This window comes from Roseovarius azorensis, assembly GCF_900109455.1.
GTDB classification, from domain to species: domain Bacteria; phylum Pseudomonadota; class Alphaproteobacteria; order Rhodobacterales; family Rhodobacteraceae; genus Roseovarius; species Roseovarius azorensis.
In genome coordinates this window covers 72767-95495 of record NZ_FOAG01000010.1, presented here as the reverse complement: position 1 = coordinate 95495, position 22729 = coordinate 72767, and the positions used below count along the sequence as shown (strand labels likewise).

The following is a 22729-nucleotide window of genomic DNA, read 5'->3' as shown; positions in this document are numbered from 1 at the left end:
CGAAATGGCCCATATCGACTATTATTTCTCGACATTGTCCCCTTTTGCCTATCTGGCGGGACGCGGGCTGGAAGAGATCGCCGCGCGTCACGGGGCCAGCGTGACCTACAAGCCGCTGGATATCATGGCGCTGTTCGCGCGCACCGGCGGCACGCCACCCGCGGAACGGCATCCGTCGCGCAATGCCTACCGCGCGCAGGATCTGCCGCGGCAGGCGAAAAAGCGGGGTATGCCGCTTAATCTCAAGCCCGCATTCTGGCCGACCAATCCGGCGCCGTCCTCTTATGCGATCATTGCCGCGCAAGAGGCGGGCGGCGGGGATATGGGATCGCTTGTGCATTCGGTGCTGCGCGCCTGCTGGGCCGAAGAGCGCAACATAGCAGAGGATGAGGTGGTGCGTGATTGTCTGACAGCGGCCGGGTTCGATCCGGATCTGGCGAATCGCGGGTTGCTGAGCGGGGCCGAGACCTATGCTGCCAATCTGGAGGATGCGGTGAACGCGGGTGCCTTCGGCTCGCCGTTCTATGTCGTGGACAGCGGGCAATCGTTCTGGGGACAGGACCGGCTGGAGGATCTGGATCTGCATCTGGCGGGCAAGCTGTGAGCGATGCCGCGGGCTGAGCGGGCGGGTTTTCCGACCTGGTGGCGAGAGTTCGGGAAGGGACCGCGCGCCGGTCTGGCAATCCATTGTTCGCTGGCGCACTCGGGTAGCTGGGGCGCCGTGGCGCGCGATCTCGCAGAGGTTCTGACAATCACCGCGTTCGATCTGCCGGGGCACGGGCAGAGTGCGGCCTGGGACGGGCGCGGCGAGATTCAGGCCGTGAGCACCGCGATTGCGGCGGATTTTCCCGATCGGCCTGCGGATGTCATCGGGCATTCCTTTGGCGCGACGGTCGCGCTGCGGCTGGCGGTGGAGCACCCCGATCTGGTGCGCACGCTGATCCTCTATGAGCCTGTGTTCTTTGCGGTGGCCTTTGCGGATCAGCCACAGATGCGGACCGCTTATGCTGCGACCATGGCGGAGTATGATGCGGGGATCGCCGCCGGGGATCATGCACGCGCCGCAGCGGAGTTCACCCGTATCTGGGGCGATGGGCGGCGCTGGGTGGATTTACCCGCCGCAGTGCGCGCACAGCTTGCGTCACAGATGCCGATGATCGAGGCGGCGGCCCCGGCGCTGCATGACGATGCTGGCGGGATGCTGTCCAGCGGCGCGCTGGAGAGGATCGGCGCGCCGGTGCTGTTGATGGAGGGGAGCGCCTCGCCCCCGATAATCGCGGCGATCAACGCGGGGCTGGCCGCGCGGATGCCCCACGCCCGGCGTGCCGTGATCGCTGGCGCGGGGCATATGGGGCCAATCACCCATCCGGCACAGGTGACGGCAGAGGTTCGGCGGTTTCTCGAAGCGGGTGTGAAGGTGGGGTGAAACCCCACCCTGCCGATGTCATGCGCCGTGAGCGATATCGAGAAACCGGCTGATATCCGCCTCGGTGATCGACCAGTCGCAGACGAGGCGCATCATCAGGGGTTCGTCGGCGGGGCCGTTGTCCAGCGGGCCATCGTAGAGCGCATAGGCGGCACCTGCCGCCCTGAGCCGTTGATGCGTGGCGCGGGGCAGGGTTGCAAAGATCATGTTGACCTCGCGGTCAAAGACGATCTCGGCCCCCGATACGTCGCGCAAGCCCGCGGCCAGCCGTGCGGCGCGGGCATTGGCGGTCTGCGCCGTGTCCAGCCAGAGATTGTCGCGCAGATAGCCAAGCATCTGCGCCGAAAGATAGCGGTGCTTGGAAAAGAGATGCGCCGAGCGTTTGCGGCGCAGTTCGAATTCCCATGCGTTCTCGGGGTTGAAGAAGATCACCGCCTCGACCCCGAGGCAGCCGTTCTTGGTGCCGCCCATGCTGACCGCGTCAATCCCTGCCTTCCATGTCATCTCGGCCGGGGTGCAGCCAAGGGCGGCCACCGCATTGGCGAACCGCGCGCCGTCCATATAGGTGGGCAGGCCGTGATCGCGCGCGATCTGGCAGAGCGCGGCAATTTCAGCGCAGGTATAGATCCGCCCGCGTTCGGTGGCCTGGGTCAGCGCCACAGGCCCGTGCTGCGGGTTGTGGACATCGCCCGCAGGCCATGCGCCGATAGCAGCACGCAGGGCGTCCGGCGTCATCTTGTCGGCCTGTCCCACAAGGCTGAGTTTCGCGCCGCCGGTGAAAAACTCGGGCGCGTTGCATTCATCGGTGTGGATATGTGCGAGCGGCGTGCAGAACACCGTCTGCCAGGGCTGCGACAGCGTGGCCAGCGCCAGTGCATTGGCCGCCGTGCCGGTCGCCACCAGATAGACACTGGCCTGCGGCGCCTCGAAGAGCGTGCGCAGCCGGTCGCGCACCTCGTCCATCAGCGCATCCTCGCCATATGAGGGCGAATAGCCCGCATTGGCGTCGATCATCGCCTGCATCACGGCGGGGAGGGCGGGGCCGGTATTGTCGGAGGCGAAGTTCATCAGATGGGTTCCTCGATTATATGGTCTTCCCAGTCGTCCTCGGGCACTTCGAATTCCGGCAGGGTGCGGTGCTGCATGGAAACGCCCGCCCGATGCACGGTTTGCGGATCGCCCGAAATCAGCGGGTGCCAGTCGTAAAGGCGCTTGCCCTGATGCAGCAGCTTATAGGCGCAGGTGTCGGGTAGCCAATAGGCGTGGCTGTCGATGGTATGCGGCTTGAGTGTGATGCATTCGGGCACGAACTGATGCCGGATCGGGTATTGTGCGCAAAGACACGTGGTGTCGTCGAAGAGACGACAGGCAACGCGGGTAAAGGCGACCTCGCCGGTTTCCTCATCCTCGAGCTTGTTCATGCAGCATTTGCCGCAGCCGTCGCAGAGCGCCTCCCATTCCTTTTGCGTCATGCGGTTCAGGGGTGTGGTTTCCCAGTAGCGCGGGCGCAGGCCGGAGCGGTCGATGGGGTCGGTCATAGCGCGGCCAGAATGCTGCGCGCGCGGGCGCAATCGGCGTCCATCTGCGCGATGAAGGCGTCCAGACTGTCAAAGGTTTCCTCGGGGCGCAGATAGTCGATCAGCCCGACCGAGAGGTGAGCGTCATACAGATCGCCGGAGAAATCGAAGAGGAAGGTTTCGAGATTGGGTTCCGCGCCGTGGAACATCGGGCGAACGCCCAGCGAGGACGCCCCCTGATACTGGCCCTTGTGCGGCCCATCGAGCACGTCGACGAGTACCGCATAGACGCCGAACCTGGGCAGGTGCAGCCCCTTGAGCGACATGTTGGCGGTGGGATAGCCCAGCGTGCGGCCGCGCTGTTCGCCGCCGATCACCGGCCCGTCGATGCGGTGCCAGTGACCCAGCATGGCGGCGGCGGTGCGCGGTTCGCCGTCGCTGAGCGCGCGGCGGATGGCGGTGGAAGAAACCTGGCCGGAACTGCCCTCGACCAGTTGCGCGATGGTGGTGCCAAAGCCCATCTCGGCACCGAACTCCTGCAGCATTGCGGCGTTGCCCGCGCGCCCCTTGCCAAAGCAGAAATCCGCGCCGACGACCACATGACGCAGCCCGAGGCCGTCGCGGATCACCCTTGCGGCGAACTCCTGCGGGCTGAGCGCGGCGAGTGCGGCGTTGAAATTGATCTCATAGAGCCTCTCGACCCCGAGTTTTTCCAGCCGGTGCGCGCGTGTCTCGCGACCCATCAGGCGAAAGGGAGGGGCGTCGGGTGCGAAATATTCGCGCGGATGCGGATCGAATGTCAGGACACCCAGGGGTGCGCCGATGGCATCACCGGCGCTGCGGGCGATGTCAATCACCGCGCGGTGGCCGAGATGGACGCCATCGAAATTGCCGATGGCGACAGAGGCCCCGCGATCGGCCTCGGTGACATAGGTGTAATCCCGGATGATACGCATGGCGCAGGGGTAGCGCCGGACGCGCCCACGCGCAAGGGCGATCAGGCGCGGGCGGGGCGCACCCGGCGGGCCAGGAGCGCGGCAAGATAGAGAAGCGTCAGGATCGCCGCCATCCCGGCGACAAAGAGCACCAGTGCCGAGGGTTCAGTCGGCAGCGGCAGGGCATCGGACAGCGGCGCGGGCAGCGCGCCGGTGGCGAGTGTCCAGCCCATCGTGGTGGCGAACCAGACCGGCATCGCGGCAAGCCCAAGACCGAGCGCCAGCCCCAGTCGCGCGCGGCGCACGCGCAGGCCCCGGCGCAACGCGGTGATCTGGCGCGAGAGATCCTGTCCGATGGCGATGAAAGCGGGCACCACCAGAAGCACCAGCAGCATACCGAAGCCAAGGCCATAGACCAGCGTGATCACCGTCGGTTTGAGAAACTGCGCCTGCGTCGAGCGTTCGAAAAGCAGCGGCGCAAGGCCCAGCACCGTTGTCAGAGTGGTCAGCACCACGGCGCGCAGGCGATCTGCCGTGCCCTCGATGATGGCGGGCACGATGCCGCGCTCGCGGGCGTATTCGTCGATCGAGGTGACCAGGACGATGGAATCATTGATGATGATGCCGGTCATGCCCAGAAGGCCCACGACGGTGAACATCGAGAGCGGCACATTCCATTGCGCGTGGCCCCAGATCGTGCCGACAAGGCCAAAGGGGATAATTGCCATGACCACCAGTGGCCGGGTCCAGCTGGAGAACACGAGCGACAGCACAAGATAGATACCCAGCAGCGTGAGCATGAGGCCGAGGCGGGCGTCGGCCATGAATTCGTCCTCCTGTTCCGACAGGCCCGCAAGGCGATACTCGATCTGATGCTCGCTGGCGATGGCGGGCAGGATTTCGGTTTGCAACGCCTGCATGATTTCGGCGGCGCGGGCGGGGTCGTCCTCGGAGATGTCGCCGGTCACCGTGACGACCCGCAGCCCGTTCTCGCGTCGCACGGTGGCAAAGCCGGTGCGCGATGTCACGCTGACGACATCGGCCAGCAGGACATGGCCGCCCGCGGGCGTGCGCAGTAGCATCCGGTCGAGAAAATCGGCGGCAAGGTCTTCTTCCGGCAGTTCGACGCGCACCGTGGCAGAGCGCGGGCCGTCGGGATAGGTCGCCGCCTCGATTCCGTTCACGCGGTGGCGCAGGATACGGCCAAGGTCATCGGTGCTGATGCCGAGCGCCCGCCCCTGTGGGGTCAGGTCGAGGATGAGTTCGGACTTGTCATAGGCAAGGTTGTCTTCGAGCGCCGAGACCTCGGCATAGCGTCCAAGCGCGGATTTCAGCGCCTCGGCGGCGGCTTTCAGCTCTTCGGCGGTGGCGCCGTAGATCTGCACGTCAAGCGCATCGCCGCCGGGGCCGGAGCGCGCGCCGCGAAAGCTGAGCGTTTCGGTGAGCGGCAGTTGCGGCACCCGGTCCTGCAGGTCGGCGACAAAGGCAAAGCTGGAATAGGGGCGCAGGTCGGCGTCGATCAGTTCGATGGAAATACCGCCCAGCAGGTCCGAGTCGCGGGTGTCGGATCCGGCCAGTCCGCGCCCCGCGGTGCCGCCCAGCTGCGCCACCACATAGGCCAGCGGGTTGGTGCCGTACCGCTCTTCGTATTCCGCGCCGAGCGTCTCGGTGGCGCGCTGCATCTCGCGCATCTGCGCGAGAGCATCCGCACGGGTGGCCCCTGGCACCATCGCGAAATTGCCCGAAACAGTGCCCTGTTCGGGCGCGTTGAAGAACCGCCATGTGACATCACCGCGGATGAAGCTGGCGATCTGCGTGGCCAGCAGCACCAGCGCCGTGGCCACCACCACATAGCGCGCGTGGATTACCCAGGCGATAAACGGGCGAAAGACGCGGTCGCGCATCCTGGTGAACTCGCGATTCATCACCCGGCTGGGGATGTCATACCAATGCTGCCTGGCGGAGTGGGCCAGCGCATGCGCCATGTGGTTGGGCAGGATCAGAAAACACTCAATGAGGCTCGCCAGCAGCACGGCGATGACGGTGAAGGGGATGTCATAGATGAGATCGCCGAACCGCCCGCCGATAAAGCCCAGCCCGAAAAACGCAATAAGGGTGGTCAGAGTCGCCGAAAAGACCGGCAGCGCCATGCGCGTGGCGGCGCGTTCGGCGGCCAACGGCGGGGGTTCACCCAGTTTCCGGTGACGTGCATCGGCATGTTCGCCAACGACGATTGCATCATCCACCACGATGCCAAGCGTGATGATGAGCGCGAAGAGCGAAATCATGTTGAGCGTGAGACCGGCGGCATACATCAGCGCGATCGCGCCAAGCATCGCCACCGGAATCCCCGCCGCCACCCAGAACGCGGTGCGCGCGTTGAGAAAGAGAAACAGCAACCCCACGACAAGCGCAAGGCCGGTCATCGCATTATCGAGCAACATGCTGAGTCGGCCGGAAATAGCCTCGGCGCGGGTGCGGATCAGGTCGATGGTCACGCCCTCGGGCAGGGTGTCGGTCATCTGGTCGGCGATGGTCTGGACCTGCGCCTGAATCCTGATCGCATCGCCCTGCGCCGAGCGGTCGACGCGCAGCGATATGGCCGGGGCATCGCCCACATAATAGGCGAGATTACGGGTCGCCCCCTCGACCCGGATGCGGGCAACATCGCCAATGGTGAGCGTGGTGCCGTCGGGGGTGGAACGCAGGGGGATGGTGGCCAGATCGCGCGGGCTGCGTTTTTCGGTGCCGGTGCGCACGCGGGTATTTGCTCCGGTCATGTCACCGGCGGGATCGGTGCTGACCCCGGTGGCGATGGCGGCGGCGATTTCGGCCATGGTGATGTCATGGGCGATGAGGTTGGTGCCGGGCACCTCGACGATGGTTTCGGGCGCTGCGACGCCCTGGATGGTGGTGCGGGTCACGCCTGCGTCAAAGAGTCGGGTCACGAACTCATCCGCCAACCGCGCCAGTTGCTCGGTGCCCACGGGGCCGGTGATTACCACATCTGTCACCCGGTCGCGCCACGCGCCGCGCCGGATCACGGGTTCCTCGGCCTCGTCGGGCAGGGTGGTGATCACATCGAGCGCCGCCTGCACCTCGTTCGTGGCACGGCTCATGTCCCAGCCGGGCTCGAAGTCCAGCGTGATGCTGGCGCTGTTCTCGCGGCTGCTGGCGTTCGAGCTTTCGCCCCCCTCGACCGCCAGCAGGGCCGGTTCAAGAATCTGGACGATTGCGTTGTCGACATCCTCGGCGCTGGCCCCCTCCCACGCGACCGAGACGGTGACGTTGTCGATCACCACGTCGGGAAAGAACTGCGCGCGCATTCGCGGCAGGGTGGCCAAGCCAAGCACCAGCATCAGGACCAGCAACAGGTTTGCCGCAGTGCGGTGGCGGGTGAAATAAGACAGCAGGCGGGCCATGGGTCAGCCGCCGATCCGGCGTTCCAGCCGCTCGACCATCTGCGCGGGCACCTGCGGCTGACCAAGTTGCGCGAGCAGGCGCTGTTTGACCGCATCGGGCATGTCGGGGCTACTTTCGACGTAGGCCACCAGCCGCGCGCGCCGGTCGGGGGTCAGGGTCACGGTTTCCTCGTCCGTTTCCTCATCGGGTGCGGTGGGCAGTGGGCGGACCTTGATGCCGGGTCCAAGCACGGGGGTGCGGTCGCGGACCACCGCGCGCCCCGAAAGCCCTTCGCCACGCACCAGGACATCGTTGCCCTGACGGCGCAGAACGTTGACCGGCAGGGCCTCGAGCCGGTCCCCGGTATCCAGCACCAGAACCGTGCCGTCCGGTCCCAGAGCATCCGCGGGCAGGTGGACAACGCGTTCGAGCCGAGGTTCCTCGACTGTGACGGTCACGAAATCGCCGGGCTTCATCGCCGGAGCGCTGTCGAGCGTCGCAAAGATCAGCCGCCCGGTCTGGCCCTCACCCACCGCCGCCGATTGGCGGGTGACGGTTCCCGTCGCGGTGAGATCGAGGCCAAAGGCGTCCAGCGTGGCGGTGACGGGCGCGGGCAGCAGCGCGCCGCTGTCGTCCAGCAGGCGGGCATATTGCGGGGTGGAGACACGAAAGGCCACCTCCAGAGCCGTACCATCGACCAGTCGCGCCAGTTGCTCATTGGCCGACACCAGACGGCCTGCAACCAGCGTCACATCGCTGAGCGTGCCGCTGAAACCGGCGTTGATACGGGTTTCGGCAAGGCGGCGCTCGGCCTCTGACAGGGCCAGTTTGGCGCGCGCGGCGGCGGTTGCTGCCTGATCGACACGCGCCTCGGCCTGCGCCAGCGCCTGACGCCCGGCCAGAACCGCCTGACGCGCCTGCACCACGTTGTATTCGGCGGTCTCGACGGCGGTAAGCGTGCCCACGCCGCGCGATTCCAGATCGCGCTGGCGGGCCAGCGCGCGCTCTTGCAACGCGGCCTGATCGCGGCGGGCGGCCAGTTCGTCCTGCGCCAGTGTCAGGGCGCGGGCGGCCTCGCGTTCTTCGGCGCGCGCGTCCATCAGATCGGTGCGGGCGCGGTCAAGCGCGGATTGGGCGTCGGCGGGGTCTATGCGGGCCAGGAACTGTCCGGCCCGCACCTGGCCCCCTTCAATGAAATCGGGAGACAGTTCCGTGATGGTGCCGGTGGCCTGAGCACGGATTTCGAGGGTGCGGCGGCTCTGAATCTGGCCAAAGGCGGTGAGTTCCGGGGTGATCGTGGCCTCGGTGGCCAGCGTGGTGCGCACGGCAAAGACGCGCTCGCGGCGTTCGGGCACGCGGGTTTCGCGGCTCAGGCGCTCTTCGATCGCGCTCATGATTGTCTGCCCGGCATAGGCCAGAAGGCCCAATGTCAGCGACAGAAGAAAGAGCCCGGTCAGGCCCTGACGCAGAAACCGCATGGCGCGCAACCCTTGCTGGTACGGTCTGTTGGACGGACCCAATTCAATTTAACCCCGGCTGGCGAAAAGCCAAGCCACATGGTCGTCAAACGCAGGCGAGGCCTATTTCCGGCGCTTGTGTTCGTCGAGACGCGGGAGGATCTCGACGAAATTGCAGGGCATGTGGCGGTAATCGAGCTGCCATCTGAGAATTTCGTCCCATGCGTCGCGGCAGGCACCAGGGCTGCCGGGCAGAGCAAAGAGATAGGTACCGCCCGCCACACCCCCGGTGGCGCGGCTCTGCACCGCCGAGGTGCCGATCTTCTGCATCGAGATGATGGTGAACACGGTGCCGAAGGCGGTAATCTCTTTCTCGTAGACATCGCGATGCGCCTCGATTGTCACGTCGCGCCCGGTCAGCCCGGTGCCGCCGGTCGAGATCACCACATCCACCTCGGGGCTTGTCACCCATTCGCGCAGCTGTGCGGCGATCTGGTCGCGCTCGTCGCGCACGATCATCCGGTCGGCGAGAATGTGGCCCGCGCTCTCGATCCGCTCGACCAGCGTCGCGCCGGAACGATCCTGCGCCATGTCGCGGGTATCCGAGACCGTCAGGACGGCGATGCGGATCGGGATGAATTCCTTGCTGTCGTCGATGCGGGACATGGTTGTTCAACTCCGTTGCAGTAACGCGAGACGTGCGGCAAGGCTGGCAAATATCGCCGCCGAGACCAGGCCGAGGCCGCGGGTGAAACGCGGTGAGGTCGCCATGCTGCGGCCAAGCCCCCCGGCAAAGACGCCGACCGCACCGTTGATGACAAACCCGCCGAGCGCCAGCACGAGGCCGTAGATCAGGAACTGCGGCAGGATGGCGTGGGCGGGGTCAATGAACTGTGGCACGAAGGCGAGCACGAAGAGGATCACCTTGGGGTTGGTCAGGTTGACCACCATCCCCTCGCGAAAGGCGCGGGCGGCGCGCATCGGCGCGACGGTGGAGCTTTGCGGGCATTGGCGCAGGGCGTTCCACGCCAGCCACAGAAGATAGGCCACGCCGATCCAGCGGATCGCGTCAAAGGCCCAGGGCAGGGCGGCGATCATGGCGCCGAGACCGAGACCCGCGAGCGTTACATGCACCATGCCGCCCGCGGCGATCCCGGCGCTGGCGGCGACGGCGGGGCGCGGCCCCGCGCGCAGGCCGAGACCAAGGCAGAACATCATGTCCGCGCCCGGCGTCAGGTTGAGCGCGAGACCGGCAGGGATGAAGGCCAGAAGGGTCAGCGGATCTAGGATCACTTGCTGCCTCCCAGTCGCGCCCTGAGCGCCAGAAGATCTGCCCAAGCCTCGCGCTTGGCGTGCGGGCTGCGCAAGAGATAGGCGGGGTGAAACATTGGCAGCGCGGGTTTGCCATAGGCCTCGGCCCAGTGTCCGCGCAGCCGGGTGATGCCGCGCCGCCCCAATCCTGCCTCGCAACTGATATTGCCCATGAGCACGATGAGGTCGGGATCGGCAAGCGCCACATGGCGCTGCATGAAGGGACGCATCATGGCGATTTCCTCGGGGCTGGGATCGCGGTTCTGTGGCGGGCGCCAGGGCAGGACATTGGTGATATAAAGCGCCTCGTCGGGGCGATCCGCGCCGCGCGACAGGCCGATGGCGGCGAACATCCGGTCCAGAAGCTGTCCGGCGCGGCCGACAAAGGGCTTGCCCTGCAGATCCTCGTCGCGGCCCGGTGCCTCGCCAATGACCATGACGCGGGCGGCGGGAGTACCATCGCAGAACACCAGATTGCGCGCGCCGCGTCTGAGATCGCAATGTGGATAGGCCGCGAGGGCCGATTGCAGCGCGTCCAGCGTGGTCGCGGCAGCGGCAGCGCGCTGTGCGTCGGTCACGGGATCGGCGTGCAGTGCCACGCCCGGAGGGGGTGTAACCGGCTCTGGCGCGGGTCTGGCGGATTTTTCGGGCAGGTCGTAACGATTGAGCGGCGCGTCCGAGACAGCCTCGGTCGCGCCAAGTTCGATCTGCCAGGCCAGGCAGGCAAGGGTGTCATGCGGGCTGAGCATCGATTCCATGGCGCGAGGCTATCCTGCCTCGGCGGGGCGTGAAAGAGGTGATGGTGGCGCAGGGGGCATGAGTATCTGCAGTACGATGAAAGCAGGCATTTGAGGATGGCTGAAACCCTGCCTTGCTCATGGGCGGTGCGGGTTTTAAAAGCGTTGGAAACCGGATCGGAGGCGGCATGAGTTTTCCACACGCGCATCTCTTGGGGATCGAGCCGCTGGCGCCTGAGAACATCACTGCGATCCTCGATCTGGCCGAGGAGTATGTGACCCTCAATCGCAGCGATACGAAACATGGTGACGCGCTGGCGGGTCTCACGCAGATCAACATGTTTTTCGAGGCATCGACCCGCACGCAGGCCAGTTTCGAACTGGCCGGCAAGCGGCTGGGCGCGGATGTGATGAACATGGCGATGCAGGCCAGCTCTTTGAAGAAAGGCGAGACGCTGATCGACACTGCGCTGACGCTCAACGCCATGCATCCCGATCTGCTGGTGGTGCGACACCCGCAGTCGGGCGCGGTGGATCTCTTGGCGCAGAAGGTGCGGTGCGCGGTGCTGAACGCGGGCGACGGGCGGCACGAGCATCCCACGCAGGCGCTGCTCGATGCGTTGACGATTCGGCGCGCCAAGGGGCGGCTGCACCGGCTGAACATCGCGATCTGCGGCGATATCGCACATTCTCGAGTGGCGCGGTCGAACATCCTGCTCTTGGGCAGGATGGAGAGCCGGGTGCGCCTCATTGGTCCGCCGACGCTGATGCCTGCGGGGATCGAGGAGTTCGGTGTCGAGGTTTACGACGATATGCGCGCGGGGCTTGACGGCGTCGATGTGGTGATGATGCTGCGCCTTCAGAAAGAGCGGATGGATGGCGGGTTCATCCCGTCGGAGCGGGAATATTATCACCGCTACGGGCTTGACGCGGAAAAGCTGGGCTACGCCAAGCCTGATGCCATCGTCATGCACCCAGGGCCGATGAATCGCGGCGTGGAGATCGACGGCGAGATCGCCGACGACATCAACCGCTCGGTCATTCAGGATCAGGTCGAGATGGGGGTGGCGGTGCGCATGGCGGCGATGGATCTTCTGGCGCGCAACCTGCGTGCGCGGCGGGCCGGATGAGCATGGTGCTGAATATACCCGCGCAGGAGGCGCATGTGGTGCGCGTCTTTGCAGTGATCGAGAATCCGGATGCGCCGCTCGCCGACGAGGCGGTGCTGGCGGCACTAGGCGCGGGGGGCGCGCTGCGAACCGAGGAAATTGAGTTGTTCGATCTTGGGGATCTGCAGGATCTTCCGCTGGCGGATTATCTGGCCGAGGGGCATGGCATCGGTGCTGCGGATCTGGAGCCGATGCGCGGGCAGTTGAACGGGCTGACAGGCCGGGTGCTGATCCTGCCGTCGCGCGCCTTCGCGGGCCGCGCGACGGAGATGCGGGTCGAGGCGGCGCTGCGACTTGTCGGACGTTTTGCCGAGGAGGTGGCTCCGGTGCGGTTCGCGCCCATGCCCGGTGGTGGCGCCGAGGGCGGGCTTGTGGCTGGCGCCGGCAAGCGGGCGGGACGGCAACGGGCGGCGCGGTGGCTGGCCTTTGGCTTTTTCGCGATCATGGCAGCGGTGCTGGCGCTGGTGATCGGACTGGCGGTGAAGTTGTGATGGGCGCTTCGCTCCGTGCGATGCCACACGCCGCCGGTCTCGTCGATGACGAGCGGGCGCCGACGGCGTCAGGTATGGAGTGAGACCGACGATGCAGGAGCCGAAAGATCCAAGGATGTCCGGCCGGATCGCCATGATCGCATTGCTGGTGATTGCCGCCCTGACCTTGGTCATGATCTGGGTGGCGGCATGAGCGCGTTGCGAAATGATAAGAGAAAGAGTGGTTCATGACCCGCACGCTGTTTATTGATGCCCGTCTGATCGACCCCGAGGCGGGGACGGATGCACCGGGCTGGCTCTTGATCGACAAGGGGGTGATTGCCGGGCGGGGGGCCGAGGGTGCGCCGCAGGCCGATACCGTGGTCGACTGCGGTGGCCATTGCCTTGCCCCCGGCATCGTCGATATCGGTGTCAAGGTCTGCGAGCCGGGCGAGCGGCACAAGGAAAGCTATCGCTCTGCCGGGCTGGCTGCCGCTGCGGGCGGGGTGACGACGATGGCGACGCGGCCCGATACGCTGCCTGCGATCGACAGTCCCGAGGTGCTGGAATTCGTGGCCCGCCGCGCCAATGAGGCCGCGCCGGTGAATGTGCTGGTGATGGCGGCACTGACCAAGGGGCGGCAGGGCCGCGAGATGACCGAGATCGGGTTTCTGATGGATGCGGGCGCCGTGGCCTTTACCGATTGCGACCATGTTGTGACCGACACCAAGGTGCTGAGCCGCGCGCTGAGCTATGCGCGGTCCTTGGGCGCGCTGGTGATCGGCCATCCGCAGGATCCGGGGCTGAGCGCGGGGGCGGCGGCAACATCGGGCAAATTTGCAAGTCTGCGCGGTCTGCCCGCCGTTTCGCCCATGGCCGAGCGGATGGGGCTAGACCGTGACATAGCCCTGCTGGAGATGACCGGCGCGCGCTATCACGCCGATCAGATCACCACCGCCCGCGCGCTGCCCGCCTTGCAACGGGCCAAGCGGAACGGACTGGACATCACCGCAGGCACCTCGATCCATCATCTGACGCTCAATGAGCTTGATGTCTCGGATTATCGCACCTTTTTCAAGGTCAAGCCGCCGCTGCGCGCCGAAGAGGACCGGCAGGCCGTCATCGAGGCGCTGCGCGAGGGGCTGATCGACACGATCAGTTCGATGCACACACCGCAGGATGAGGAATCCAAGCGCCTGCCGTTCGAAGAGGCGGCGAGCGGCGCGGTGGCGCTGGAGACGCTGCTTCCGGCGGCCCTCCGGCTCTATCATGCCGAGGCGCTCGACCTGCCGACGCTGTTCCGGGCAATGGCGCTCAATCCGGCGCGGCGGCTGGGGCTGGCCTCGGGGCGACTGGCGGTGGGTGCGCCTGCTGATCTGGTGCTGTTCGATCCTCATAAACCCTTTGTGCTGGATCGCTTCGCGCTGAAATCGAAATCCAAGAACACGCCCTTTGACGGGGCGCGATTGCAGGGTAGGGTGCTGGCGACCTATGTTGCAGGAACCGTCGTTCATGAGGCCGAGTGATGCCCGCGATTGAAAGCACTGCCGCCGTTCTGGGGCTCTGGGCGGTTGTCGGTTATCTGATGGGATCGATCCCTTTCGGGCTGGTGCTGGCGCGGGTCATGGGTCTTGGCAATCTGCGCGAGATCGGATCGGGCAATATCGGGGCGACCAACGTTCTGCGCACCGGCAACAGGACCGCGGCGGCGCTGACGCTTGTGCTGGACGGGGCCAAGGGGGCGGTGGCGGTCCTGCTCGCGCGCGCCTTCACAGGCGAGGATGCGGCGCAGCTGGCGGGGCTCATGGCGTTTCTCGGGCATTGCTATCCGGTCTGGCTGGGCTTTCGCGGCGGCAAGGGTGTGGCGACCTTTCTGGGGCTTATGCTGGCGCTGGTCTGGCCGGTCGGAGTGGCGTCTTGCCTGACATGGCTGGTGGGTGCGGTGACCACGCGGGTGTCGTCGATGGCGGCATTGCTGGCGGCGGCGCTCTCGACCGGCTGGATGATCCTGCTGGGAGACGGAGGAACCCTCACGCTGGGGATCACGCTGACACTGCTGGTCTTCTGGCGGCATCGGGCCAATATCGGGCGGCTCAAGGCGGGGACGGAACCGAAGATCGGGCAGAAGGATTGAAAGGGGGCGGAATGGATTTCAGAACGGCGGTAAAGACCTGTCTTGTCGAGAAATACGTCGCTTTCGAAGGCCCGAACCGGTTTGACCCCGATCCTATGGCCGGGCAGGCCTGAGCAGTCGTCGGCTCAGCGCTCGGGCAGCCCGGCGCGCTGCAGGCAGGCGCGGAATTCCCCCATCCTGTCCGCATCCTTGAGTGGCATCCGGTCGAGATCGGCGACGGTCATTTCGGGCAGTACCTCAAGGCAGGCACGGACCGCCTCTTGCGCCTCGGGCAAACGCCCCGCCTGCACGTGGCTGGCCGTCAGGATGAAATGGCCGATATACCAGCGAGGCATCCGATGGATTGCGCGTGCCGCCCACTCCACCGCTGCATCGAACCGCCCGGCCATGTAATGCGCAAGCGCAATGCCGCTGAACCGGAAGAAGATGCTGGGATCGCGTGGGTTGGAACGGATCGCGATCTGCTGATTGGCAATCGCCTCTTCGCTGCGCCCGACGAGGCCCAGAGCGGTGCCAAGGCTGCCGTAGGCGAGTGAGCAGTTAGGATTGAGTTCGACCGCGCGTTGCAGGGCGACAATCGACTCGTCATGTTTGTGCAGACCCCAGCCGCTGATGCCAAAGGCCCAGTGGGCGTATTCGTTGCGCTCGTCGAGTTCTGTCGCGCGGCGGCCGAGTTCGTATGCCTCGGTGATCGTCGCGCGGGCGTCTTCGGCATAGCCCATCAGCGCGGTGTGATGCTGGATGAGCGAGAGTACCATTGTCGCCTCGGCGCTGACTGGATCGAGTGCCAGGGCGCGGTGCAGGAGACCGCGGGCCGTATCAAAGCTCTGGGGAGTGAAATCATAGAGCAGATGCCAGGCGCGCATGGTCAGCTCCCACACCGTCAGATCGGGGCGGGTGGAGCGCTCGACTGGCTCCTCGATAGTGGTCAGATGCACGCGGGTCTGTATGGAGGCCACGACATTTCGGGTGATCTCGTCCTGCAGGTCGAAGACATCCTCAAGCTGACCGTCGTAGCGCTCTGACCAGACATGGCCGCCGCTCAGGCCATCGATGAGCTGTGCGGTGACGCGGATCCGCTCGCCCGCGCGGCGCACGCTGCCTTCGAGCACGAAGCGCACGCCAAGCTCGGTGGCGACGCGGCGGATATCCACGTTCTGCCCCTTGTAGGTAAAGGTCGTGTTGCGTGCTATGATGAAGAGCCAGGGCGAGCGCGACAGCGCGGTGATGATATCCTCGGTGATGCCATCCGAGAAATATTCCTGCTCTGGATCGCCCGACATGTTTTCAAAGGCCAGAACAGCAATCGAGGGTTTGTCGGGGCGCGGTGGCGCCTTATCGGGCAGGTCGGATCCCCCGGCGTTCCGCAGATGGCGGTGCAGGTCGAGCTTGGAGGAAACACCAAGCTTGCGGTAGATCGTCGTCAGGTGGGTGCGCACCGTCGAGGGCGCGATGCAGAGACGCTCTGCAATGGCCTGATAGGTGTCGCCGCCGGAAAACGCCTCGGCGATCTGGCGTTCCCGGGCGCTGAGGGTTTCTGGCCTTGAAATGTCTTTTTCCAATGCGCGTCCCGTCGTTTGTCGCCGGCCGTCCGGCACTTATGCGCGTTTGGGCCGGTGCTGTAAGCGAAATACTACACATGCCCGAGCCAAAATACAGCACTTGCCCGATACTGGCAGGGAGCAATCCCGCGTATGCTGCCACTATCACTGCAAGACATGGAGGTCACAATGCTCAAGGAACAGACAAGAACGTCGGAGATCGTGCGACGCGGATGGGACGCGGTGGCGCGGGGTGACTGGGAGGCGCTGGTCGCGGATTATATCGAGGATATGGTGTTCGTCATGCCGGGGCAGGCCGATGTGCTGAACGGGCGGGCGGCCTTTAGAGAAGCGCTGGATGGACTTGGTGGGCTTTTGCCCAAGGGGTTCTCCATCAGCTCGATCCGTCAGATTGGCGAGGGACCAGAAGTGGTCTCGATCGTTGAATGGACCTGCGACAGCATTCCCGAGGGCAGTCAGTTGGCGGTGCTCTTTCGGTTCCGTGGCGACAAGGTGGCCGAGGAACGCTGGTTCGTGGATACCGAACAGTGGAAGGCAGCGTTCTGAGAGCAGAATCCGGGGCGGGAGTGCCCGCCCCGAAACAACCGTTCAATAACTGTATTCAGCGTAGATCCGGCTCAGGTCGCCCTGCCAGTCTCCGTGGTAATGATCCAGAAGTTCATCGGCCGGAGTTTTGCCTGAGTCCACGCTCTCGCGCAGGGCGTTCAGGAAATGCGTCTCGTCGGGGATCAAGCCGCCGCCGCCCGCGCGTGCGCGAGCCTTGAGTCCTGCCTCGGAGATATCGAGAACCTCGCGCGCCAGTCGGTGCATGCGGATGTCGCCGACACGCGCCTGCAATCCGTCAACGCTGGCGGCGACGCGCAGCGCGTCGCGGGTCGCCGCATCCCAGCCCTTGGCAAGATCCCAAGCGGCATCGAGCGCGCCCTGATCATACATGAGGCCGACCCAGAACGCGGGCAGCGCGCACAGCCTGCGCCACGGGCCGCCATCGGCACCGCGCATCTCCATGAATTTCTTGATCCGCGCCTCGGGGAAAGTGGTGGTCAGGTGGTCCGCCCAATCCGAGAGCGTGGGTTTCTCGCCGGGCAGGGCGGGCAGTTCACCGCGCAGGAAATCGCGGAAACTCTGACCGAGGGCGTCGATATACTGCCCGTCGCGATAGACGAAATACATCGGAACATCGAGCGCGTATTCGGCATAGGCCTCAAAGCCGAAGCCCTCGTCAAAGACAAAGGGCAGCATGCCGGTGCGCGCCGGATCAAGATCGCGCCACACCCGCGCGCGCCAGGATTTATGCCCATTGGGTCTGCCCTCGAAGAACGGCGAATTGGCGAAAAGTGCGGTGGCCACGGGTTGCAGGGCAAGTGCCACGCGCAGTTTCTGCACCATGTCCGCCTCGGAGGCGAAATCGAGATTGACCTGCACCGTGCAGGTGCGGCGCATCATGGTCTGGCCCATGGTGCCTACCTTCTGCATGTAGCTGTCCATAAGCTTGTAGCGGCCCTTGGGCATGAGCGGCATGTCCTGATGCGTCCAGACCGGGGCCGCGCCAAGGCCGATGAATCCCACGCCCACCTTGTCGGCGATGTCCTTCACATCCGCCAGATGCTCGTTCACCTCGTCGCAGGTCTGGTGAATGTTCTCCAGCGGCGCGCCCGACAGTTCCAGCTGGCCGCCCGGTTCGAGGCTGACATTGGCGCCGTCCTTTTCCAGCCCGATAAGCTTGCCGGCCTCCTCGACCGGGGTCCAGCCGTGCAGATCGCGCAGCCCTTCGAGCACGGCCAGAATGCTGCGGGGGCCCTCGTAGGGGATCGGCCGCAGCGTGTCCTTGCAATAGCCGAATTTCTCGTGCTCGGTGCCGATGCGCCAGTCCTGTCTGGGTTTGCAGCCGCTTGCGAGATATTCGGCAAGCTGACTGTGACGTTCAATCGGCCCGCCGCCGGATTGTGGGATGGACATGTTCGGGCCTCCTGATGGGTCATGGCGTTTCGCGGGCCACAGTTGGCGTCAATCTGACGGACTGTCAATGCAGCCAAAGGTGCGAGGGCGCGCTTTGCCTGCGCTGCCAGATCACTGTGGGGTGATCGGGCAGGCGGCGCATCTGGGCCAGCATGTGTTCGGTGCGAAGACCCGGCAGGGTAGCGAAGGCGTCGAACAGCGCTTCGGCCCCTTCGGCGGTAAGGGGGATGTGCAGATCAGGCTGATCGGGCTGGCTGAGCACCCAGTGGGCGGGCGTGCCGGACGGATCGAGAGTGAGTGCGCTCAGATCGCGGACCGCAACGATGCCACCCGTCAACGGGCCAAAATAGGTCACCTGCCCCTCGTCCACCGAGACGATGCCCGGGCCGCCGCTGCCTGCGCGAAAGCGGGCGCGTTGCAGACCCATGACCAGGATCGCGCCGGCCAGCGCGATGGCGGCATAGCCCAACCAGTGCAGCAGCCCGCCGGTGGTCAGCACCCACCACAGACCAACCGCCGCCAGACCCAGCCCGCTCAGAACCTCGCGCCAGCGCCAGAGGGCGGCGCGAGCCTCCGGCCGCACAAAGCTCATGTCCAGTCTCCGAATGTGATCTGCCAGAGAGTGAGCGCCGCGACAACGGCGGTGTCGGCGCGCAGGATGCGCGGCCCGAGGCTGACGGGACGGGCCTGTGGCAGGCCCGCTATCCGCGCACGTTCGGCATCGGAAAAGCCGCCCTCGGGGCCGATCAGGATGGCCCATTTGCCCGTCCCCGCCGCGCCGGGTGTCCGGGCGCTGTCGGCAAGCGTTTCGTCGCAGAACATCAGATGACGGTCCTCGGGCCAGGCATCGAGCATCCGGTCGAGCCGGTGCAGATCGCTCACCTCTGGCACGAAGGTGCCACCGCATTGCTCGGCGGCCTCGATGGCATGGGCCTGAAGGCGATCCTGCCGGATACGTTCCGAGTTGGTAAAGTCGGTCTGAACGGGGAGGATCCGCGCCGCCCCCATCTCGGCTGCCTTTTCGACGATGAAATCGGTTCGCGCCTTCTTGATCGGCGCAAAGAGCAGCCACAGATCGGGCGGATCGCGTTGCACTGCGGTCTCTTCCTGCGCAATCAGAACGCCGCCGCGCTTGCCCGCCTCTGTCACTTCGGCGCGCCATTCGCCGTTGCGCCCGTTAAAGACCAGAACGGCATCGCCCAGCCCCTGTCGCATCACGCCAAAGAGGTAATGAGCCTGCGCCTGGGTCAGAGCAATGGTTTGCCCTTGCCCCAAAGGGTGTTCTACATAAAGTCTGATCTTAGCCGTTTTCATGGGGACAGCATATGACCGGACACAACCAGACGCCAGAGGCCGCAGGCGTGGTTGCCGATGCCTACAGTGGCAACTGGGTGGACCGTCTGGCGCCGGAAATCACCCGGCCCTATCTGCGGCTTGCGCGCGCCGACCGACCCATCGGCACATGGCTCTTGCTTCTGCCTTGCTGGTGGGGGCTGACGTTGGCGATGCTGTCGGACGGGCGGGCGGGCTGGCACGATCTGTGGATCCTCATCGGCTGCGCCATTGGCGCGTTTCTGATGCGTGGGGCGGGTTGCACCTGGAACGATATCACCGACCGGCACATCGACGGGTCGGTGGCGCGCACCGCGTCGCGGCCGATTCCCTCGGGTCAGGTCACGGTGCGCGGCGCAGTGCTCTGGATGGTGGCACAGGCGCTGGTGGCCCTTGGCATCCTGTTCACGTTCAATACTGCCGCCATCGCGCTTGGCGTGCTGTCGCTCTTGCCGGTGGCGGTCTATCCGTTTGCCAAGCGGTTCACATGGTGGCCACAGGTGTTTCTGGGTCTCGCGTTCAACTGGGGGGCGCTTCTGGCCTGGACGGCCCATGCCGGGCGGCTGGAGGTCCCGGCGGTCGTCCTCTATTTCGCTGGAATCGCCTGGACGCTGTTTTACGATACGATCTATGCTCATCAGGACGCCGAGGACGATGCGCTCATCGGGGTCAAATCCACCGCGCGTCTCTTTGGTCGGGATTCTCCCCGCTGGCTGCGCTGGTTTCTGGCGGGCGCGGTGTCGCTGATGGCGGTTGCGATCATTCTGGCGGTGCCCGACGGGCGCATGGCGGCGCTGTTAGTGGCGCTTTGCGGACCATGGGCGATGGGCTGGCACATGCACTGGCAGATGCGGCGGCTGGACCTCGATGACAACGCCCGCCTCCTGATGCTGTTTCGCTCGAACCGCGACGCGGGCCTTCTGCCTGTGCCGTTTTTCGCCGTCGCGCTGCTGCTGTGATTGATCTCGGTCCAAGGCGGGCCTAAAGACGAGGGCAAGGTCAACAGGAGTGGTCATAGCCTGATGCGTTTATCCTCGGTTTTCACCATTGCGGCGACCTTTCTGGGAGCGGCAGTGACTTGCGTCGTGGCGGCGGGCTTTGCGGTGAGCGCGATCGAGGACGGATCGCGCCACGCGGTGCGCGACCGACTGGACGGTGAGGGCATGCACTGGGCCGAGGTGCATACCGATGGGTTGCAGGTATTTCTGGCGGGCACTGCACCGACCGAGGCCAAACGCTTCAAGGCGCTTTCCTTGGCGGGCACGGTGGTGGATGCGGCGCGGGTGATCGACCAGATGCTCGTCGAGGATGCCGCCGATATCGCGCCTCCGAAATTCGCCATCGAGATATTACGCAACGAAAGCGGGATATCGCTGATCGGGTTGGTGCCTGCGGCCACCGACCGCGAACAGCTGCTGGCCGATATCGGCTCTGCGACCAACGATGCGGCGGTGGCGGATTTGCTTGATGCAGCGGATTATCCCACGCCAGAGACCTGGCCCGACGCGCTGCTCTATGCGGTGCGTGCGCTGGGCCAACTGCCGCGCAGCAAGATCTCGGTCAGCGCTGAACGTGTCGAGATCACCACCATGGTCGACAGCGTGGAGGCGCAGCGGCGGATCGAGACCGATCTGGCGCGGCGCGCGCCCGAAAATGTGCGCCTTGCGCTCAATATTTCCGCACCACGCCCGGTGATCACGCCCTTTACATTGCGGTTTGTCATCGACGAGGGCGGTGCGCGCTTCGACGCCTGTTCTGCCGATACCGAAGAGGCCCGAGAGCGCATTCTGCGCGCCGCCGGGCAGGCGGGGATGCAAGCCAGGGCCGATTGCGTGGTGGGCATGGGCGTGCCCTCGCCGCATTGGGCGCAGGCGGCGGAACTGGCGATTGCTGCGGTTGCCGAACTGGGGGGCGGTAACGTTACCTTTGCCGATGCCGATGTCGCGCTCTGGGCACCGCACGGCACCGGGCAGCGCGTCTTTGACGATGTGGTTGGCCGACTGGAGGCCGATCTGCCCGAAGTGTTTTCGCTCAGCGCCACGCTGCCGCCTCCGCCCGCTGACGCAGCGCCGGTGGTGCCGGAATTCATCGCCACCCTGTCGCCTGAGGGGCAGGTCCTGCTGCGCGGTCGGGTGGGCAGCGAGCAGACGCGGACCACCGTGGCAAGTTTCGCCAAGGCGCGCTTTGCCTCGGATGCGGTGCATGTGACCGCCCGGGTGGCCGAGGGCCTGCCGGGGGACTGGCCGATGCGGGTTCTGCTTGGGGTCGAGGCGCTCTCGTATCTGTCGAGCGGAGTGGTGACGGTCACGCCTGACCGTCTGAGCGTCGAGGGAAATACAGGCCGCGAGCGCGCCAGTTCCGAGATCGCCCAGTTTCTGGCGGACAAGCTGGGTGGGGCGGAGCAGTTCGCGATCAATGTCGCCTACAAGGAACAGCTCGATCCCGTGGCGAGCGTCCCGACACCCGAAGAATGCGTGGCGCGCATTGCCGAGGTGCAGAGCGGGCGCAAGATCAATTTCGAGCCTGGCTCGGCGACGATCGACGGGCAGGGTGCGGAAATCATGGATGATATAGCCGACATTCTCAGGGAATGCGGCGAAATTCGCATGGAGATCGGCGGCCATACCGATAGCCAGGGTCGCGAAGAGATGAATGCACAACTGAGCCTGGACCGCGCCCGCACGGTGCTGAACGAATTGCGGCTGCGACGTGTGCTGACCTCGGCCCTGGAAGCCAGAGGCTATGGCGAGAGCCAGCCGATTGCCGACAACGACACGGAAGAGGGCCGCGAGACCAACCGGCGCATCGAATTCCGTCTGATCCGGCCAGAGCCGGTGGCGGAAAAGGAAACAGGTCTTGAAAGCCTAGAAGAACAGGTGGAAGAAGGAACTGAGCAATCCGAAGATGCGCAGGACCAGACCACCAATGAACAGAACTGAGTTTATAATCGCCACGGCCATCGTGCTGTTCGTGGCGTTCTGCATGGGCTGGTTCGCCAACTGGCTGGTGCATCGCTTTATCCGGGTGCCCGGTTCGGACATGGGCGAACTGGATCGTATGGCGCAGGAACTGCACGAGGCCGAAGAGACCCGCGATCAGGCGATCACCTATCTGCAGCAGCGCGAAGCGGAACTGACCAATCAGCTGAGCCAGACCGAGGCAGAGCTGGCCGCCACCATGGAAGGGCTGCGCGAGGCCCGCTATGAGGCCGAACAACTGCGCGTGCATCTGGAAAAGGTCGCCAATCGAGCGACGGGGTAGCCTTGGGGTCGCCATGATGCCTGTGAGGTCGCTTCGGGCGACGATACCGGAGGGGCC

The 22729-nt window shown here is 65.4% G+C and carries 22 protein-coding genes; 10 read left to right on the top strand and 12 right to left on the bottom strand.

Annotation, left to right across the window (positions count from 1 at the left end):
- The first annotated feature begins 4 nt into the window (after positions 1-4).
- Positions 5-604, top strand: a complete 600-nt coding sequence (locus tag BSG08_RS14675) for a 2-hydroxychromene-2-carboxylate isomerase (RefSeq protein ID WP_093038473.1) — start codon at positions 5-7, stop codon at positions 602-604.
- 3 nt (positions 605-607) lie between these two features.
- Entirely contained in the window at positions 608-1426 is an 819-nt protein-coding gene (locus BSG08_RS14670) for an alpha/beta fold hydrolase (RefSeq protein WP_093038471.1), read from the top strand.
- A gap of 18 nt (positions 1427-1444) precedes the next feature.
- Here BSG08_RS14670 and BSG08_RS14665 read toward each other — a convergent pair whose 3' ends face one another.
- The 8 genes from BSG08_RS14665 to BSG08_RS14630 all read right to left on the bottom strand — a co-directional run bounded on the left by BSG08_RS14665 (position 1445) and on the right by BSG08_RS14630 (position 10806).
- A complete protein-coding gene (locus BSG08_RS14665) occupies positions 1445-2494 on the bottom strand; it encodes a threonine aldolase family protein (RefSeq protein WP_093038469.1) in 1050 nt (349 codons plus the stop codon).
- Complete coding sequence (locus tag BSG08_RS14660) at positions 2494-2964, bottom strand: YcgN family cysteine cluster protein (RefSeq protein WP_093038467.1); 471 nt, start codon at positions 2962-2964, stop codon at positions 2494-2496. Before BSG08_RS14660 ends, BSG08_RS14665 begins: the two co-directional genes overlap by 1 nt.
- The gene (locus BSG08_RS14655) at positions 2961-3899 is read right to left on the bottom strand and encodes a bifunctional riboflavin kinase/FAD synthetase (RefSeq protein ID WP_093038466.1); all 939 of its coding nucleotides are present in this window, start codon (positions 3897-3899) and stop codon (positions 2961-2963) included. Before BSG08_RS14655 ends, BSG08_RS14660 begins: the two co-directional genes overlap by 4 nt.
- A 41-nt stretch (positions 3900-3940) precedes the next feature.
- Positions 3941-7300, bottom strand: coding sequence for an efflux RND transporter permease subunit (locus BSG08_RS14650; protein WP_093038464.1), 3360 nt, complete (start codon positions 7298-7300; stop codon positions 3941-3943).
- Between the two features lie 3 nt (positions 7301-7303).
- Positions 7304-8758, bottom strand: coding sequence for an efflux RND transporter periplasmic adaptor subunit (locus BSG08_RS14645; protein WP_093038462.1), 1455 nt, complete (start codon positions 8756-8758; stop codon positions 7304-7306).
- Between the two features lie 102 nt (positions 8759-8860).
- Entirely contained in the window at positions 8861-9403 is a 543-nt protein-coding gene (moaB, locus tag BSG08_RS14640) for a molybdenum cofactor biosynthesis protein B (RefSeq protein ID WP_093038461.1), read from the bottom strand.
- A 6-nt stretch (positions 9404-9409) separates the two neighbouring features.
- On the bottom strand, positions 9410-10027 hold the full coding sequence (locus BSG08_RS14635) for a LysE family translocator (RefSeq protein WP_175544800.1): 618 nt from the start codon (positions 10025-10027) through the stop codon (positions 9410-9412).
- A complete protein-coding gene (locus BSG08_RS14630; RefSeq protein WP_093038456.1) occupies positions 10027-10806 on the bottom strand; it encodes a uracil-DNA glycosylase in 780 nt (259 codons plus the stop codon). Before BSG08_RS14630 ends, BSG08_RS14635 begins: the two co-directional genes overlap by 1 nt.
- 167 nt (positions 10807-10973) lie before the next feature.
- On the opposite strand from BSG08_RS14630, the gene BSG08_RS14625 reads away from it, so the two are divergent.
- The 4 genes from BSG08_RS14625 (at position 10974) to plsY (ending at position 14558) form a co-directional block, all read left to right on the top strand.
- Complete coding sequence (locus BSG08_RS14625; RefSeq protein ID WP_093038536.1) at positions 10974-11915, top strand: aspartate carbamoyltransferase catalytic subunit; 942 nt, start codon at positions 10974-10976, stop codon at positions 11913-11915.
- Positions 11912-12445, top strand: a complete 534-nt coding sequence (locus BSG08_RS14620) for a hypothetical protein (protein WP_093038454.1) — start codon at positions 11912-11914, stop codon at positions 12443-12445. Before BSG08_RS14625 ends, BSG08_RS14620 begins: the two co-directional genes overlap by 4 nt.
- Before the next feature lie 227 nt (positions 12446-12672).
- Entirely contained in the window at positions 12673-13950 is a 1278-nt protein-coding gene (gene pyrC, locus BSG08_RS14615; protein WP_093038452.1) for a dihydroorotase, read from the top strand.
- Positions 13950-14558 carry a glycerol-3-phosphate 1-O-acyltransferase PlsY gene (plsY, locus tag BSG08_RS14610; RefSeq protein ID WP_093038450.1) on the top strand — a complete coding sequence of 203 codons (609 nt, stop codon included), beginning with the start codon at positions 13950-13952 and terminating at the stop codon, positions 14556-14558. Before pyrC ends, plsY begins: the two co-directional genes overlap by 1 nt.
- A gap of 125 nt (positions 14559-14683) precedes the next feature.
- On the opposite strand, the gene BSG08_RS14605 is transcribed toward plsY, so the two are convergent.
- Positions 14684-16120 carry a LuxR C-terminal-related transcriptional regulator gene (locus tag BSG08_RS14605; protein ID WP_245770716.1) on the bottom strand — a complete coding sequence of 479 codons (1437 nt, stop codon included), beginning with the start codon at positions 16118-16120 and terminating at the stop codon, positions 14684-14686.
- Between the two features lie 132 nt (positions 16121-16252).
- On the opposite strand from BSG08_RS14605, the gene BSG08_RS14600 reads away from it, so the two are divergent.
- Positions 16253-16666: a nuclear transport factor 2 family protein gene (locus BSG08_RS14600; protein WP_217649903.1), complete on the top strand. Its 414-nt coding sequence runs from the start codon at positions 16253-16255 to the stop codon at positions 16664-16666.
- Between the two features lie 42 nt (positions 16667-16708).
- Here the strand turns inward: BSG08_RS14600 and BSG08_RS14595 are convergent, their stop codons facing one another.
- The 3 genes from BSG08_RS14595 to BSG08_RS14585 form a co-directional block, all read right to left on the bottom strand.
- On the bottom strand, positions 16709-18079 hold the full coding sequence (locus BSG08_RS14595) for a glutamate--cysteine ligase (protein WP_093038448.1): 1371 nt from the start codon (positions 18077-18079) through the stop codon (positions 16709-16711).
- A 64-nt stretch (positions 18080-18143) separates the two neighbouring features.
- Entirely contained in the window at positions 18144-18671 is a 528-nt protein-coding gene (locus BSG08_RS14590; RefSeq protein WP_093038446.1) for a hypothetical protein, read from the bottom strand.
- A complete protein-coding gene (locus BSG08_RS14585; RefSeq protein ID WP_093038444.1) occupies positions 18668-19393 on the bottom strand; it encodes a 16S rRNA (uracil(1498)-N(3))-methyltransferase in 726 nt (241 codons plus the stop codon). Before BSG08_RS14585 ends, BSG08_RS14590 begins: the two co-directional genes overlap by 4 nt.
- Positions 19394-19404: 11 nt before the next feature.
- Here BSG08_RS14585 and ubiA point away from each other — a divergent pair, with 11 nt between their 5' ends.
- From ubiA to BSG08_RS14570, 3 genes are all read left to right on the top strand, one after another.
- Positions 19405-20370: a 4-hydroxybenzoate octaprenyltransferase gene (ubiA, locus tag BSG08_RS14580; RefSeq protein ID WP_093038442.1), complete on the top strand. Its 966-nt coding sequence runs from the start codon at positions 19405-19407 to the stop codon at positions 20368-20370.
- Positions 20371-20433: 63 nt separating this feature from the next.
- Positions 20434-22350 (top strand): OmpA family protein, encoded by a 1917-nt coding sequence (locus tag BSG08_RS14575; protein ID WP_093038440.1) that lies wholly within the window; start codon positions 20434-20436, stop codon positions 22348-22350.
- A complete protein-coding gene (locus BSG08_RS14570; protein ID WP_093038439.1) occupies positions 22337-22672 on the top strand; it encodes an ATP synthase subunit B family protein in 336 nt (111 codons plus the stop codon). The genes BSG08_RS14575 and BSG08_RS14570 overlap by 14 nt, the downstream gene beginning before the upstream one ends.
- The last annotated feature ends 57 nt before the right edge of the window (positions 22673-22729 follow it).

Coding starts and splice junctions, on each gene's coding strand:
- BSG08_RS14675 (WP_093038473.1), top strand. CDS start 5: ATGGCCCATATCGACTATTATTTCTCGACATTGTCCCCTTTTGCCTAT.
- BSG08_RS14670 (WP_093038471.1), top strand. CDS start 608: ATGCCGCGGGCTGAGCGGGCGGGTTTTCCGACCTGGTGGCGAGAGTTC.
- BSG08_RS14665 (WP_093038469.1), bottom strand. CDS start 2,494: ATGAACTTCGCCTCCGACAATACCGGCCCCGCCCTCCCCGCCGTGATG.
- BSG08_RS14660 (WP_093038467.1), bottom strand. CDS start 2,964: ATGACCGACCCCATCGACCGCTCCGGCCTGCGCCCGCGCTACTGGGAA.
- BSG08_RS14655 (WP_093038466.1), bottom strand. CDS start 3,899: ATGCGTATCATCCGGGATTACACCTATGTCACCGAGGCCGATCGCGGG.
- BSG08_RS14650 (WP_093038464.1), bottom strand. CDS start 7,300: ATGGCCCGCCTGCTGTCTTATTTCACCCGCCACCGCACTGCGGCAAAC.
- BSG08_RS14645 (WP_093038462.1), bottom strand. CDS start 8,758: ATGCGGTTTCTGCGTCAGGGCCTGACCGGGCTCTTTCTTCTGTCGCTG.
- moaB (WP_093038461.1), bottom strand. CDS start 9,403: ATGTCCCGCATCGACGACAGCAAGGAATTCATCCCGATCCGCATCGCC.
- BSG08_RS14630 (WP_093038456.1), bottom strand. CDS start 10,806: ATGGAATCGATGCTCAGCCCGCATGACACCCTTGCCTGCCTGGCCTGG.
- BSG08_RS14625 (WP_093038536.1), top strand. CDS start 10,974: ATGAGTTTTCCACACGCGCATCTCTTGGGGATCGAGCCGCTGGCGCCT.
- BSG08_RS14620 (WP_093038454.1), top strand. CDS start 11,912: ATGAGCATGGTGCTGAATATACCCGCGCAGGAGGCGCATGTGGTGCGC.
- pyrC (WP_093038452.1), top strand. CDS start 12,673: ATGACCCGCACGCTGTTTATTGATGCCCGTCTGATCGACCCCGAGGCG.
- plsY (WP_093038450.1), top strand. CDS start 13,950: ATGCCCGCGATTGAAAGCACTGCCGCCGTTCTGGGGCTCTGGGCGGTT.
- BSG08_RS14600 (WP_217649903.1), top strand. CDS start 16,253: ATGCTGCCACTATCACTGCAAGACATGGAGGTCACAATGCTCAAGGAA.
- BSG08_RS14595 (WP_093038448.1), bottom strand. CDS start 18,079: ATGTCCATCCCACAATCCGGCGGCGGGCCGATTGAACGTCACAGTCAG.
- BSG08_RS14590 (WP_093038446.1), bottom strand. CDS start 18,671: ATGAGCTTTGTGCGGCCGGAGGCTCGCGCCGCCCTCTGGCGCTGGCGC.
- BSG08_RS14585 (WP_093038444.1), bottom strand. CDS start 19,393: ATGAAAACGGCTAAGATCAGACTTTATGTAGAACACCCTTTGGGGCAA.
- ubiA (WP_093038442.1), top strand. CDS start 19,405: ATGACCGGACACAACCAGACGCCAGAGGCCGCAGGCGTGGTTGCCGAT.
- BSG08_RS14575 (WP_093038440.1), top strand. CDS start 20,434: ATGCGTTTATCCTCGGTTTTCACCATTGCGGCGACCTTTCTGGGAGCG.
- BSG08_RS14570 (WP_093038439.1), top strand. CDS start 22,337: ATGAACAGAACTGAGTTTATAATCGCCACGGCCATCGTGCTGTTCGTG.